The 13,666-nt window shown below is 48.7% G+C and carries 14 protein-coding genes and 1 pseudogene; 10 read left to right on the top strand and 5 right to left on the bottom strand.

What is annotated here, in order from left to right; genetic code table 11:
* The first annotated feature begins 1 nt into the window (after nt 1).
* The 8 genes from MJX74_RS10770 to MJX74_RS10735 all read left to right on the top strand — a co-directional run bounded on the left by MJX74_RS10770 (nt 2) and on the right by MJX74_RS10735 (nt 6,417).
* Complete coding sequence (locus MJX74_RS10770; protein ID WP_240222855.1) at nt 2–1,318, top strand: DNA circularization protein; 1,317 nt, start codon at nt 2–4, stop codon at nt 1,316–1,318.
* Nucleotides 1,318–2,397 (top strand): phage baseplate assembly protein, encoded by a 1,080-nt coding sequence (locus tag MJX74_RS10765; protein WP_240222854.1) that lies wholly within the window; start codon nt 1,318–1,320, stop codon nt 2,395–2,397. The genes MJX74_RS10770 and MJX74_RS10765 overlap by 1 nt, the downstream gene beginning before the upstream one ends.
* A complete protein-coding gene (locus MJX74_RS10760; protein ID WP_240222853.1) occupies nt 2,391–3,038 on the top strand; it encodes a phage baseplate assembly protein V in 648 nt (215 codons plus the stop codon). The genes MJX74_RS10765 and MJX74_RS10760 overlap by 7 nt, the downstream gene beginning before the upstream one ends.
* A 7-nt stretch (nt 3,039–3,045) precedes the next feature.
* Entirely contained in the window at nt 3,046–3,492 is a 447-nt protein-coding gene (locus MJX74_RS10755) for a phage GP46 family protein (protein ID WP_240222852.1), read from the top strand.
* A complete protein-coding gene (locus MJX74_RS10750) occupies nt 3,482–4,549 on the top strand; it encodes a baseplate J/gp47 family protein (RefSeq protein ID WP_240222851.1) in 1,068 nt (355 codons plus the stop codon). Before MJX74_RS10755 ends, MJX74_RS10750 begins: the two co-directional genes overlap by 11 nt.
* Nucleotides 4,534–5,118 carry a YmfQ family protein gene (locus tag MJX74_RS10745; protein WP_240222850.1) on the top strand — a complete coding sequence of 195 codons (585 nt, stop codon included), beginning with the start codon at nt 4,534–4,536 and terminating at the stop codon, nt 5,116–5,118. The genes MJX74_RS10750 and MJX74_RS10745 overlap by 16 nt, the downstream gene beginning before the upstream one ends.
* Nucleotides 5,119–5,179: 61 nt before the next feature.
* Nucleotides 5,180–6,196 (top strand): hypothetical protein, encoded by a 1,017-nt coding sequence (locus tag MJX74_RS10740; protein ID WP_240222849.1) that lies wholly within the window; start codon nt 5,180–5,182, stop codon nt 6,194–6,196.
* A gap of 11 nt (nt 6,197–6,207) precedes the next feature.
* The gene (locus MJX74_RS10735; protein WP_240222848.1) at nt 6,208–6,417 is read left to right on the top strand and encodes a hypothetical protein; all 210 of its coding nucleotides are present in this window, start codon (nt 6,208–6,210) and stop codon (nt 6,415–6,417) included.
* 159 nt (nt 6,418–6,576) lie between these two features.
* On the opposite strand, the pseudogene MJX74_RS21960 reads toward MJX74_RS10735, so the two are convergent.
* Nucleotides 6,577–6,744, bottom strand: a pseudogene (locus tag MJX74_RS21960) (EAL domain-containing protein); the annotation flags it as partial.
* A gap of 78 nt (nt 6,745–6,822) precedes the next feature.
* Nucleotides 6,823–6,969 carry a hypothetical protein gene (locus tag MJX74_RS10730; protein WP_240222847.1) on the bottom strand — a complete coding sequence of 49 codons (147 nt, stop codon included), beginning with the start codon at nt 6,967–6,969 and terminating at the stop codon, nt 6,823–6,825.
* A gap of 241 nt (nt 6,970–7,210) precedes the next feature.
* On the opposite strand from MJX74_RS10730, the gene MJX74_RS10725 reads away from it, so the two are divergent.
* Nucleotides 7,211–8,014 carry a sulfite exporter TauE/SafE family protein gene (locus tag MJX74_RS10725; protein ID WP_240222846.1) on the top strand — a complete coding sequence of 268 codons (804 nt, stop codon included), beginning with the start codon at nt 7,211–7,213 and terminating at the stop codon, nt 8,012–8,014.
* 36 nt (nt 8,015–8,050) lie between these two features.
* Nucleotides 8,051–8,845, top strand: coding sequence for an acyl-CoA thioesterase (locus MJX74_RS10720; protein WP_240222845.1), 795 nt, complete (start codon nt 8,051–8,053; stop codon nt 8,843–8,845).
* On the opposite strand, the gene MJX74_RS10715 is transcribed toward MJX74_RS10720, so the two are convergent.
* The 3 genes from MJX74_RS10715 to MJX74_RS10705 form a co-directional block, all read right to left on the bottom strand.
* Complete coding sequence (locus MJX74_RS10715) at nt 8,842–9,816, bottom strand: sensor domain-containing diguanylate cyclase (RefSeq protein ID WP_240222844.1); 975 nt, start codon at nt 9,814–9,816, stop codon at nt 8,842–8,844. The genes MJX74_RS10720 and MJX74_RS10715 overlap by 4 nt on opposite strands.
* Before the next feature lie 169 nt (nt 9,817–9,985).
* Nucleotides 9,986–10,360: a DP-EP family protein gene (locus MJX74_RS10710; protein WP_240222843.1), complete on the bottom strand. Its 375-nt coding sequence runs from the start codon at nt 10,358–10,360 to the stop codon at nt 9,986–9,988.
* 23 nt (nt 10,361–10,383) lie between these two features.
* Nucleotides 10,384–13,632: an nSTAND1 domain-containing NTPase gene (locus MJX74_RS10705; RefSeq protein ID WP_240222842.1), complete on the bottom strand. Its 3,249-nt coding sequence runs from the start codon at nt 13,630–13,632 to the stop codon at nt 10,384–10,386.
* Nucleotides 13,633–13,666: the final 34 nt, after the last annotated feature.

The following is a 13,666-nucleotide window of genomic DNA, read 5'->3' as shown; positions in this document are numbered from 1 at the left end:
AATGGCATTTGAAGACCGTTTAACCGCCTCGTTCAGGGGCGTTGAATTTTTACTTGAAGAGACCGATGGCGAAAGTGGCAGACGGGCTATTCCCCATGCTTACCCCAAAAAAGAAGTAGGCTATACCGAAGACAACGGCAAGGTACTTACCCAGGAGCGCATTAGTGGCCGTGTGGTAGGGGCAGATTATTTAGCTCAGCTAAAGGCCATTCTTGAAGCATTAAATAAACCCGGCCCCGGTGAATTGATTCATCCATGGTTTGGCATTCGCAAAGTACAGGTTGGCAAGGTCAGCCATAAGTTAATTAACCGGGTTGATGGCACGGCGACCATTAATTTTGAAGTGTATGAAGTGGGTGAAAATCTGTTTCCTAACTCCAAATCAGACACCGCCACCCAAGTTAAAAACGAAGCTGAAAAGACAAAAGATGCAGTCAATGCAGCCTTTGCTGATGAATTTGATATCAGCACCCCGGAAGGTATGGGCGACATGGTGGATGCCTTCTTAGATGATTTGGATGAACTGACACGCGGCCTGCCCTCGTTACCTGATGACCTGCGCCAGTGGACTGACCGCCTTATGCGCACTAAAGATTCTGTCGGCAAGCTATTAGCTTATCCCGGTGAACTGGCCCGTGAAGCCATGGGGCTGCTGGAAGACATTAAAGGCGTGGTGAAAGACCCTATTCGTGCGCTGGAAGTTTATCAGAACGTGCAAAACCGCTGGAGTGGTATGCGTGCTGAGCTGAGTGCAACAGGTGGTTTGTCGCGCAATATATCAAGCGCCGGTGGTATGGCAGGTTCGGTACCTACTCAGGCCAACCCTTCTAAAAACGCCGCTATCCGGGAGAATGCGGAAGCATTTAAAACCCTGACGTTAAATAGCGCCATAGTAGCCAGCTGCTCTGCGTTAGGTGCCGCCGAGATTGTGAAAAAACTGAATGATGAACCTGAAGTGGTAGAGAGCCTGTCCGGCGCAGAGCGCAACGCGATATTAACTGGGCAGCAATTGAAAAGCCTGAGCTACGGCATTGCGGATCAGTTGGCACTTTATGCTGAAGCTGCAGTTGAGTCTAACCGTTCTGCAGTGTGGAGACAGATGCGGGCCTTAAGGCAAGCCGTATTAGCTGACACTGGCGCACGGGCAGAACTGTTACCCCAGGTAAGTATTTATCGGCCCAAAGAAAGTGTGCCGGTTGCGTTGGTGGCATGGCAGCAAACGGGTAATACAGAGCGGCGCGACAGCATAGTGCTGCGCAACGGCTTTAAGAACCCGGCCTTTATTTTGCCAACAGATACGGTTGAGGTGATCGGCTAATGGAAGAAATTGTATTAAAAGCCGGCGGTCAGATTTATCAGGGCTGGACCAAGATTGGAGTAACCCGCTCACTGGATGCAATGTCCGGTAGCTTTGACCTTGAGCTGACATGGAAGTGGCAAGGCAGTGAGCAGCAGTATAAGAAGTTTGTGGAGCCTATCCGGCAAGGCCAGGCGTGCACTGTCGATATTGGCGGTGAACGTGTTATCACTGGTTATGTGGATGATTGGGTGCCAAGTTACGACGAAACGACAGTGACGATTAGCGTCAGTGGCCGAGACAAAACAGCCGACCTGGTGGATTGCTCTATCGACTACCCCAGTGGCCAGTTTAACAATCAGACACTGACGCAGATTGCTGATGTGGTGTGTAACCCCTTTGGTATTAAGGTGATCGTAAATGCTGACGTAGGCGAGCCATTCCAGCGCATCCAAATCGAACAAGGTGAAACCCCGCACGAACTGTTATCACGCCTGGCTAAACAGCGTGGCGTGCTGTTAACCAGCGATACATTTGGCAATTTGGTGATCACCCGTGCCGGCAAAGAAAAGGCCGGTGTTTCGTTGATATTGGGCGAAAACATAAAGGCAGCGCGCGGCCGTTTCAGTTGGCGCCAACGCTTTAGCAATTTCACTGTTAAAGCTGCAGGTGCTGCCCATGGTAAAGATTGGGATACCGCAGCCCTGTCAACTGTGGGTGGTATTAAAGCCGATGTAAAAGACAGTGAGATTGGCCGCTATCGCCCGATGATTATTGTCAACGAAGAGATCACTACCGCAGAGGGTGCAGCACGGCGTGGCCAGTGGGAACGCCAACGCAGCATAGGTAAATCCAACACGGCTGAATACACGGTAACAGGCTGGCGGATACCGCAGACGGGCAAGCTTTGGAACATCAATACCATTGTGCCGGTGATTGACGAAATTCTTGGGCTGGATGAAGAAATGCTGATCTTATCTATTATGTTCAGCGAGGACGACGCCGGACGTTTAGCGGTAATTAGTGTGGTGCGCCCTGACGCAATGGACATACCGGCGCAAATAGTAAAAGACACTAAACTAGGTGGTGGCCAATGGTAAGTGAACGCTACATTGACCGCCTGCTGGCACCCATTAAGCGGCGCATTACAGGCATGTTAACCCGGGCTGTTGTCAGCGGCATTGTTGAAGACCTGCAGCGCCAGAACCTGCAGGTGAAGATGCATGCTGATGAGTCAGCAGACAACATTGAGCGCTTTCAGAACTATGGCATTAGTTCGTTCCCGCCAGAAGGGTCTGAAGCCATTGTTGCGGCGCTGGGTGGCTCATTGTCGGGTTTGGTGGCCATTGCGGTAGAGGATAAAAAGTGCCGGCCACAGGGTGAAACTGGCGATGTTTTTCTATACCATCTTGAGGGGCATAAAATCCGCTTAACCAAAGACGGTAAGATTATCCTTACTGCCACAGACGTCATTTTTGAAATCACTAACACCTTCACTATTGCAGCAACTGACGTTATTTTCGATGCCAGCAACTCATTCACTATTATCTCGCCAGAGACATTAATCCAAGGCCCTCTGCACGTCACTGGTGACATATCAACAGACCTTAGTATTGCCGCCACTGGAACCATTACCTCAGCCGATGTTGTAACGGGTTCTGATTTAAGTGCTAACGGCATTTCATACTTAGGGCATGTTCACAAAGACGCGGAAAACCGGCCGACCACAACACCAGAGTAGGTTAGTTATGAGCGCCATCGTGTTTGGCATGATGAAAAATGCAGGTTTGATTATCGAGGGTGCTGATATCGGCGAGATATCCACCCTCGCTTTGATCTCGTTGTTTACCGATGCCCGCGCTGATGACTCCGACACCTTACCTGATGACTCCAATGACTTACGCGGTTGGCCTGGTGACTCGTTTTATTCAGAGCCATGGGGTTCTAAATTGTGGTTGCTCTACCGCGAAAAAATGACCACGGATGTACGCAATAAAGCTGTGAAATATGCAGAAGATGCACTGACCTGGATGCTGCGTGACAACGGCGAAGGTGTTGTTGCCAAGAGCGTGCAAGTGACTGGCTCTATTCCAAGGTTTCAAACTCTGGCGCTGAATGTTGTGATCACTAAACCTGATGATGAAGTGATTTCTTTTACTGTATCAAGACGATGGGAGACACAAAGTGCCGTTTAATGTACCCACGCTAAGAGCGCTGGTTGAAGCTGGTTTAATCGACATTGAAGCCTCGCTGGATACTATTTTACCAAAGTTTGGTATTGAGCAGGCCCTGAACGCAGCGGTAAGTGGCAGCCTGCGTGATTTGTATGATTATCAAAGCTGGATTGTTCGCCAGGTTATCCCATCTTCGGAGTCTGAAGACCAAACCATTATTGATACCGCGCGCTATGAAGGCGTGATCCGTAAATTGGCCAGTTCAGCCATAGGTCCGGTTACTTTTACCGGTAGTTCAGCAATTCCGGTGGACACAGTAATAACCCATGCTGATGGCCGCCTATATCGGGTCACGCTTTCTAATGCGCCATCAGGTGGCAGTGTAGTCGTACAGGTCAAGGCTGAAGTTCCGGGCGCAGCGGGTAACCTGTTAGCTGGTGAAAGCCTAACCTTAGTTTCTACTGTGCCAGGCATTCAACCCAATGGCCAAAGCGGCGGCATTTCTGGCGGTGCCGACTTAGAACCGGTGGCGCAAGTGCTTGAGCGCTTATTGTTTCGCAAACGTAACCCGCCAATGGGCGGCGCTGTGCATGACTATGTTGCCTGGTGTCGCGAAGTGCCGGGCATTGCCCGTGCCTGGGCAGTTGATAGCTATCAAGGGCCGGGCACTGTTGGTTATGCTTTTGTATTTGATTCACGCCCCGATATTTTACCCGGTTATGTAGATCAGGTCGCGATGGCTGATTATATCTATCGCCACAAGGATCCAGCCAGTGGCGCAGATGTGGGACGGCCGGGCGGCATTGAAGCTGTTTATATTCCACTGACACTAAAAACCACGGCCTTAAGCATCACCTTATTTCCTGACAGCCCTGAGCTACGCCAAAGCGTGCAAACGAGTATTAAAGGCTATTTCAATACGCTGGGCCCGGGCTCTACCTTGCTATTAAGTGCCGTACGCACAGCTATCGGCTCAACCCTTGGCGTTAGTGACTATGTGCTTAATTTGAGCGCTGATGTAACAGCAACAGACACAGAGTTACATGAATTAGGAGTGATTACATGGGTCATTCCGTAGCTCAGTGGACTAGCGCTATATTGGCTCAAATGCCACGTGGGTTTTTGTGGCAACGAGCGAAATCGTCAGACCTTTATAAATATGCCCAAGGCTATGCGCCCAGGTTAGAACGTGCAGAGGCCAGCGCTGATTTGTTGCAACTGGAGATGCGCCCAGAGTCAACGACACAACTGCTGCCTGACTGGGAAGAGTACTTAGGGTTGCCAGAGTGTTCTATCGGATCTTCCTCCAGCATCGAATATCGACGTTATGCAGTAGTTGAAAAGTACCACCGTAAGGGCGGTTTGCAGGCGTGGAATATCCAAAAGCTTGCAGCTGATTTGGGTTTCACAGTGGAGGTGGATGAAATATTTCCACATCACTGCTTGCGTTCATGCACTTACCCACTGTGGGAGCAGAAGTATCGTTACATAGTCAGAATTACTGTTTATGGCATACCAGGCGCTTATATGACGTGTCTGGATGATGTATTAACGCCTCTCTTAACATCTGATGCCGGATTTCTGGAGTGCACCTTACAGCGTTACAAATTGGCTGGTTTCTATTATGAGTTTGATTACGTCGGTTAGGTATTTTTCTTTAAAAAGCCGCTTTAAACGGCGTTTAAATTAGTTTCAATCAGGAGTTACTATGCATCCGTTAAAAAATGGTTCACAAGCCACAGTGCGTCCAGCGAACAAGCCATTAGTTGGGACTGCCGGCTGGTTCACTGAATCAGGTGAAAATAATGTCCCTAGTTATCCGGGGGCTGATTGGTTTAACCATAGTATTGCGGAGTTTCAGGCTGCTATAGCTGAAATGGATGTTGTGTTTGACCCGCAAAATGATGACCATTTGGCTAAAGCCTTCAGAGGTATAAATCAGCGGCTGGGTGCCAAAGTTATGGGCGTGATCAACGTCTCTGAAATCATCAACAACAGCCCCGAATTTACCCTGCCAATAACGCCAGAACTAGGCCCTTTCGTCACCTTAGCAGGCCACGGAGCAGCAAACTTTACCATTACAGGGTTCGGCGATGCGTGCCCTGTGGGATATACGTTTACTCTACTTATCCCCCGCACCATAGCCAACACAGGCGGACCTGCAAACAGCCTTGGAAACTATGTACAATTTATGCACGCTGCGACTGGAAATGGTTTGGATATGAAGATAAATTCCAGGCAATCAGGTGCCAGTACATTGTACACATATCAAGCATATCCGAATGCAAATGATAACTCTGGTAATCTGTGTGCGCTGTTTGAGCAGATGGATTTTCTTCACTTTGGCGATGGCAGATGGCTTTTAATTAAGCTGCCGGATAATTTTTACAGCGCAGTTAGCACTGTTGAAGGTATAGAGCGTCGCGCAAACGGAAAACAAGATCTTTTCGCTCAGAAAACATCATCAACTACTGTTGAGACACTTCTTGGAGCTACAATTTATGCTACATCATCAAACGAGTGGGTTTTTGCAGCTCAGTTTACTGATAGAGCCACCGTTACAGCGATAGAAATGACTGGCGTTGGCGGTTGTTGGGGGGCGAGAGCCAGCGGAGGATCACCAAGTAACTTGGCATATCAATGGCAGCTTATGCGATTTGGCTCATCATCAGCAGCACCAACAGCGTCACTAACAGCAACGGGCCGCTGGAAACCAAACGTTTAGGAGTTAAAGATATGCCAAAGTTTAAAGCATACGCAACATCAACCGGCGACAGAAACAGCTACATGCTGATGGAGTTAGGTGGCAAAATCCCGGCTGGTTACACCGAAAAAGAACCGCCAGAGCCGGTTGATGGCTACCAGGTAACTTGGAGCACTGAAAACAATGAATGGAATCAGGTAGAAATACCGGAGCAAAACGGTGATATTGATCTGCCTGCTTAGGGTGTTGCTGTAGAGATATAAAATGCTGGCTGTAATTTCAGGCCGTAACATGGAAAAAAGCCTAGTAAACTTAGCAGCGTTAACAGTGCTAATATTACCAGGCTTTCTTGCTCAATTTTCGCGGCGCGCTACAACCAGTTGAGTATCTGCAACAGCCACCTAAACCGATATGAGATCGGAGGCGCTTAACAGTTTTACCAGCTGCTCTTTTTTCAGTGGCCGCGACAATAAATATCCTTGTCCGGTGTCACAATCCAGTTGCTTCAGTAAGGTTAAATTGTCTGTTGTTTCTATGCCCTCAGCTATCGTTTGCAGCCCCAAGGTACTGACAAATCCTAATACCCTGCATCAGTTTATAGTTTGCTGAGCATGCTGCGGATACCAGCTTGCTAACAGAATCGGCAGTTACAAAACAGCAGCCACACCAAAAACAGCAGGTGATTTAGGGCCTGACAGCAAAATGCCAACAGTATTTGCCAACAGGCAAGCTAACAACACCTGCAAAAGTAGAGCTCCGCGTTTTCTCTCTGCAACAAGGGTAATTTTATCCATAGGGTACTCCCTGCCTGATAAACAGCCGTAAGTTAATAAGCGGTAGTGTAAAAACTGCAGAGGTGCATAAAGACATCTTTCAAGAACCTATATGTTAACAGGGATAAAATGATGAAAGCCATACTTTCCTGCAAATAAAACCCTACAGTTCATGGCAGAATAAGCTGCATGAATAAATAACTTTTCTTGCTCAACTGTTGGCAGTATCTTGTAGCTACATCAGTGATAATTAAAGGTTTATATGTCTATCGAATGGTTGTTTATCTTTTTGCTACTAGGCAGTTTTGCTGGCTTTATGGCTGGGTTACTGGGCATTGGTGGCGGTGGCATTATGGTACCGCTGCTTACCAGCATTTTTCTGGCACAGGGTATAGCGCCAGAGCATGTGGTACACCTGGCGCTGGGTACCTCAATGGCGGCTATTGTTATGACATCGGTCTCCAGCATGCGCGCGCACCATGCCAGAGGCGGCGTGCTATGGCCGGTGGTGAAAACGATGGCACCGGGTGTCATTATTGGCACCTTCTTAGCCACATTTCTGGCAGCACAGGTAAGCTCGTTGTATCTGGCTATTTTTTTCGCTCTGTTTATGGGCTATGTCGCTATTAACATGCTACGCAATAAAAAACCCTCCGGCGGTGAAAAGCACGCATCTAAGGCCGAGTTGGTTGCTGCTGGTGCCGGTATTGGTGCCGTTTCTGCCATAGTGTCTATTGGTGGGGGCTCTTTAACAGTGCCCTATCTTACCTCACGTAGCATTGATATTAAAAAAGCTATTGGCACTTCAGCTGCAGTGGGGTTACCTATTTCAATCGCCGGTACCGCAGGCTATATGCTTAACAGCCAGCCGGGGTTGGATCTGCCCTACGCTGTTGGCCTGGTGTATTTACCCGGCGTGCTGTTAATGTCGGCAGCCAGTTTTATCAGTGCCCCGCTTGGCGCCAAACTGGCGCATAAACTACCGGTAGCAACGTTAAAACGGGTATTTGGTGTATTGCTGATGTTGCTTAGCGTTAAAATGCTCTGGTCTGTGCTGTCACACTGACAGGGTTAATATTTATATCTTATGCGGAGTATTTAAATGCACTTTTCTCAGGTAATGCAGCAGTTTGGCGCGGATAAACCCGATAGCGTTATCATTGAGGTACCAACACAATGGGGCCAGGGCCGGGCAGTATTTGGCGGTATGGGCGCAGCACTGGCCATGGCGCACTTACTGCCGGTGATACCAGAGGCAATGCCGCTGCGTTCAGTGTCTGTGTCTTTTGTAGCACCGTTAAATGCCGGTAAAGCCAGGGTACAGCGGCGTATATTACGCCAGGGTAAGTCGGTTATTCAGGCTCAGGTTGAAATTGAACAGGATGGCCAGGTTGCACTGATGCTGCTGGCCAGCTTTGGCGCCGCGCGGCCATCGGCCCATCAGCTTGCGGCAGACACCGCGCCGCAGTGGCCAACACAGCCGGTACAGGTATTGCCAAAACAAGGTCCGGCACCGGAATTTACCCTGCACTTTGATTACCATATAGCGCAGGGGCAATTGCCGTTTAGTGCCAGCAAGGTACGTGAGCTGGGTGGCGATATTCGTATGGCCGGCAATGAGAGCAAACAGGCCGGCATTCTGGAACTGCTGGCACTGGTTGATGCCTGGCCACCGGTAAGCCTGACGCTGCTTAATCAGCCTGCGCCAGCCAGTTCACTGACCTGGACCATTGAATTTATTGCCCATGACTTGCCGTTTAACAATACCGACTGGTGGCGTTATCTGGCAGAAATTGAATACGGCGCAGATGGCTACCATCATATTGCGGCAAAATTATGGCAACCAGACGGTAAGCTGGCAGCCATCAGCCGCCAGACTGTTGCTGTGTTTGCTTAACAACTGGCATTAATACAATCACGGCCATCTGCCTTGGCGCGATACAAGGCAGTATCTGCGGCACATAGCAGTGCCATGCTGGTACGGTACTGGCCGTTAATTTCTGTAGCAATACCCTGGCTTACTGACACACTTAGCGTGGCAGGTAAGCCTGCATCAATAAACTGCAGCTGGCGCACCGCCTGCTGAACTTCACGGGCTACCTCCAGTGCCATAATTTCATTGTGAGCCGGTAATATCAGCGCAAATTCCTCGCCGCCATAACGGGCCGCCAGCTTGGCATCTACCGGCATCGCCTGCACTATGGCTCCGGCTACTTTACGCAGACAGGCATCGCCCTGAATATGGCCGTAGCGATCGTTAAACTGTTTAAAGAAGTCGATATCAATAATTACCACACTCAATGGCCGTCTGGCAGCGGTGCACTGTTGCCACTGCTGTTGTAACTGCTCATCAAAGGCACGGCGGTTAGCCAGGCCGGTTAACGCATCGGTTGAGGCTTGAAGGCGCAGTTTTTCATATTCAGCTTTGTAGCGCGTAAGGTCGCGCATTACCAGCACAAGGTGCGCCTCTGGTTCAGGCAAAAACGATACCGACAGCTCAATATCTTTTACCTCACCATCGGCACAGCGCAGCGCCATTTCAGTAGGGCCAGCCTGTAGCGACAATACCCGTTTGGCTACCATTTTTACCAGGCCCTGATACTGCTGCTGGCAGCGGCCCGTTAAAAATTCCGGCCATTGCTGGCCAATCAGCGGTTTATCTACGCAGTTAAGTAATAACGCGGCCTTGGCGTTGGCACACTCGATTACACCGTCCGGGCTAACCACCAACACAGCTTCCGCCAGGTACTGAATAAAACTGCCCACTTCCATTCCTGGCGACAAATCTTTGCAGCCATCATCAGACCATAAGCTGTCATCATTAAGCGCTAAAGGCAGAAGATCATTTTTGCGGTTGGAATTTGTCATCAGGGTATCTCGCTACAGTTGGCTTATCTGCAGCAAACTTTAACCTTTAGCTATATAAACAACCTTCTGACAACCTTCTGATTTAATCCATTGATTTTAAAAGACTAAAAATCCCCTTGCGGGGCTTGGCTTATTAAGAAATCAACTTTACTTATCTACAAATAACTCATTATTTGGGGCGATTAATGACTTCTGGGTCAGGACTTAATACCATCAAGGTGTTGGTGCTATTACTTAATACAAACTGAAACTTCGTGCTTCCAATGGTTTTATCCAAATCAATAATTTGCAGTAGCTCACCATCAGCACTTAGGGTTACAGCATCAACAATACCATCAAAAGGAGTTACAAAGGCTGCACCAACAAACTTTAAACCCTGCCCGGTGCGATCAATTAGTTGGTAGGTAATAGTACCTGCCTCAGTAATTTGCACATCTCCAGTGGCAGGATTACCATCAACATCGGTATAACTAAATACCGGTTCACCATTTTCCAGCATAACCGTCACGTTAAAAAATGTAGCGGTACCGTTTGTATCTAACATTATGTATTCCCTTATAGCTGTGGTTAAAATCTGATATCTAATATTTCGTTTTTCTGCAGTATATCAATAAGTGCAGGCTGTGTTTCAAGCTCACCGAGGCAATCCAGAGCTTTTACATAAGTAATGCTATATTGAGGATCTTTGTTATTTTTCACTATAGCCGATAAACGGGACTGTATCTGTCGACACAGTTCAATAGCCGCCTCGTTCTGATTGGAAGCAGCCAAAGCGTTAGCCCGCACTAGCTGACTGTCTGACAAAAACGCCATATAGTCTTGATTCTCAGAATATTGATCTACAAGCTCGCTGTAAACACCTTGAGCAAGTTCAGCGTATCGTTTGCTTTGAGTAAACTCCTCTAAGTCATTTAAAAGCGTAGCCGCAGCTAGCCACTGCTTACCTTTTATATCCTTAATACTATCCTCTGGCCAAGCAAACTTATCACTATTAAGCATCATATCCTGCTGTCTAATATTTTTTTCTATCTGTTCGGCATCCATCTCACTTGAAAATTTTAGAGACTGAAAATAATAATAGTATTTAATCCTCTGCCAAATACTATTCTCTGGATCTTGCTCTAACGCTTTAGATATTGCTACAAAGCCAAGTTCTGCATTTGCTTGAGCTTCCGCTATCTTTCCTTGATAACCTAATAAATTTGCTAGTATTTGATAGCTACTAGCCTGAATATCCAGTAAATAAGGTTCCAAAGTTCTTCCTGTATTCCTCAGGTCGCGTTGTAGTTGCTGATGAATTGACACAGCTGTTGAAATATCGCCTTGCGCCTGCGCAGCACTTGCTAACCAAGAGCGTGCATTGGCTATGTCTGCCAAAAACCGAAGATTCTCTGGCTGTTTAGATTTAGCTTGTAGTTTTTTAAGCAAAGATTCTTCAAAGTAGTTTCTGGCAATATCAAACTGCTGCAGCTCCATCGCCAGCGAGCCCAGTGAGTTGGTAGCATAAGACAGCTCCATAATGGCGTCTAAATCGTCTGGTGCTAATTCATACATCCGCTCGCTGTATTGGTAGTACAGCTCAAACTCTGGCTTCGCCGCCTGCCAGTTACTGGCATCATATTGAATTTGCGCCAGCCAGAAAGCATTGGCACCTAAGGTTTTTAATAACTCTAAATTATCGGGTTGCTCAGCTAACACCGAAAGCAGTTTAACTCTGGCTGCTTGCAATGCCGCCACGGCTTCATCTATTTTTCCACGCGAATAGGCTACTTCGCCCATCGCTTCCAGCGTTTGGCCATGTTTAAAGCGGGCTTCGGCAGTTAGATGATCGTTGGCGGAAGAGAAATCACTAAAATACTCCAATGCTTTATTGCTGATACCGTCGAGTAAGTCCATCCGGCCTATGCTGCGTAGTTTATCGGCGAACTCGCCTACCATAAAACCCAGCAGGTTTTCGGCAGCCAGCCGCTTTTGCTGGGCTTGCTGCTCTGCCTTAAAGCTTTTAACACTCATAAGAACGGCGGTAAATGTTAGTACGCATAATAAGGCTACTGTCATACGCCTGCCCCAACGCAGTACGCGGGCCTTTTTGGCTGATGCCTGAATAAGCTCGGTTTCTTCGGTATCAAGCTGAAACAAACTATTTCCAGTTAACAGCAAGGCTTCTTGCAGCGGTTTACCTTCGGCCAGCAGATAAGCGCTGTTTTTGTCTTCGACCTGCCAGCGGTTGGTTAAATGATGCAGGCGGCTTTTTACGCTTAAGCTGTCGTGATGCTCGGTTATCCAGGCGGTAGCCCTTGGCCAGCGCCGCAGCAGTGCCTCATGCGCTATGCTAAAACAGGGTTCACCATTTTGCAGATGCGACACAAACAGCCGGTGCTCTACCATGGTTTGCACCAGCACCCGCTCATCATCTGTTTGCAACTGCCCGGCCCGGCTACTGCGGCTGGTGATGGTTTGCTCATCTTCGCGCAGGGTTACCAGTAACGATAGCACCTTTGGCAAGCTGGCTTTTTGCGCACCGGTTAACCCCTTTATTGCTTGTTCAGCATTTTTACCAATAGCACCTTCAATGCCACCAAGCGCCTGATATACCGACACCAGCAAGCGGTTATCTTTGCTGCGCTGTAAATACAATTCCTGCAGTGTGTATTGCAGCATCGGCAGAGCATCGGGGTTACTGGCTGCTTCACTGCAGAGCATTTCGTCCAGCGGTAAAGCAGTAACGGGGTCAGTGTCCCAGCTTAAATTTGCTGCCAGCGCCGGTAAGCGGATCATCTGCAACAGCTCGGCACGCCCGGGAGGAGCTAAGTCAAAATGTGCGCCACGGCCTTTGCCCGCCATTAAACTGGGGTAAGCCACCAACGAAGGATAAAACTCATTACGACAGGCACTTAATACCAGCACCGCTGCCGAGTTAGCAAACAGTTCAAGTAAATCGACAAAAGCCTGACGTTCATCAGCGCTAAACAAGGGTGACGACAACAACACTTCAAGCCGGTCGACAAACAGCGCAAAGCGCTGGCGGATTTGTTTTTGCTGTGCCAGTACGGCCTGACACTGCTGCACTACCTGCTGCGGGCTTTGTTGCAGCCGCTGCGCCAGGCTATCGGCGCTGTCGCCGGCAAATACCGGCGTACCGGCATGCTCCCAATCCAGCAATGCGCTGGCCAGGCTGCTAAACAGCTGTTGCTGTGCTACGTCGGCTAAATCCAGGCTGGTGCAGTCCATTACCTGAATACCGTTATAACCGCCGCTTTGCATCAGGTTTGGCATAACACCGGCATTAATTAACGACGATTTGCCACTGCCGCTTGGCCCAAGTAGCAAACAAAATGCCCGGCCATATTGCACCTGCTGCGAGATACGCTGCAATAAGGTATCAATTTGTGCGCCACGGCCAAAAAACACTTTGGCATAGCGCGCGTCGTAAGCTTGTAACCCCGGAAATGGCGAACCGCCCTGCCAGCTTTGTTGCTGGGCACTTTGCTCCTGCCCCAGCGGAAAGCGCACTTCTGCCACTGTGCGGTAGCCGCGTTTACGGATAGTTTCTATGTATTGTGGTGCAGTAGCACTATCGCCCAGCGCTTTACGCAGCTGGGTAATGGTTTTATGCAATGGGTTATCGCCGGTTTCGGTACCGGGCCAGCACTGGCTGACAATATCGTCACTGCTAAGCACCTCACCGCTATGCTGACACAGCAAAAGCAGTACATCCATTGCTTTGGGCTCAAGCTGATTTAGCTGTTTACCGCGCCGTAAAGTATTGGCTGCAGGTTCAACCTGCCATTCGCCGAAGAAAAAGGTACCGCTCATTGTCACTACCAGAAGGTTACCGTTGTACTAAGAT

The organism is Rheinheimera hassiensis, assembly GCF_022436675.1.
In the GTDB taxonomy this organism is placed as follows: Bacteria; Pseudomonadota; Gammaproteobacteria; order Enterobacterales; family Alteromonadaceae; genus Alishewanella; species Alishewanella hassiensis.
This window is presented reverse-complemented; position numbering and strand designations above follow the sequence as displayed.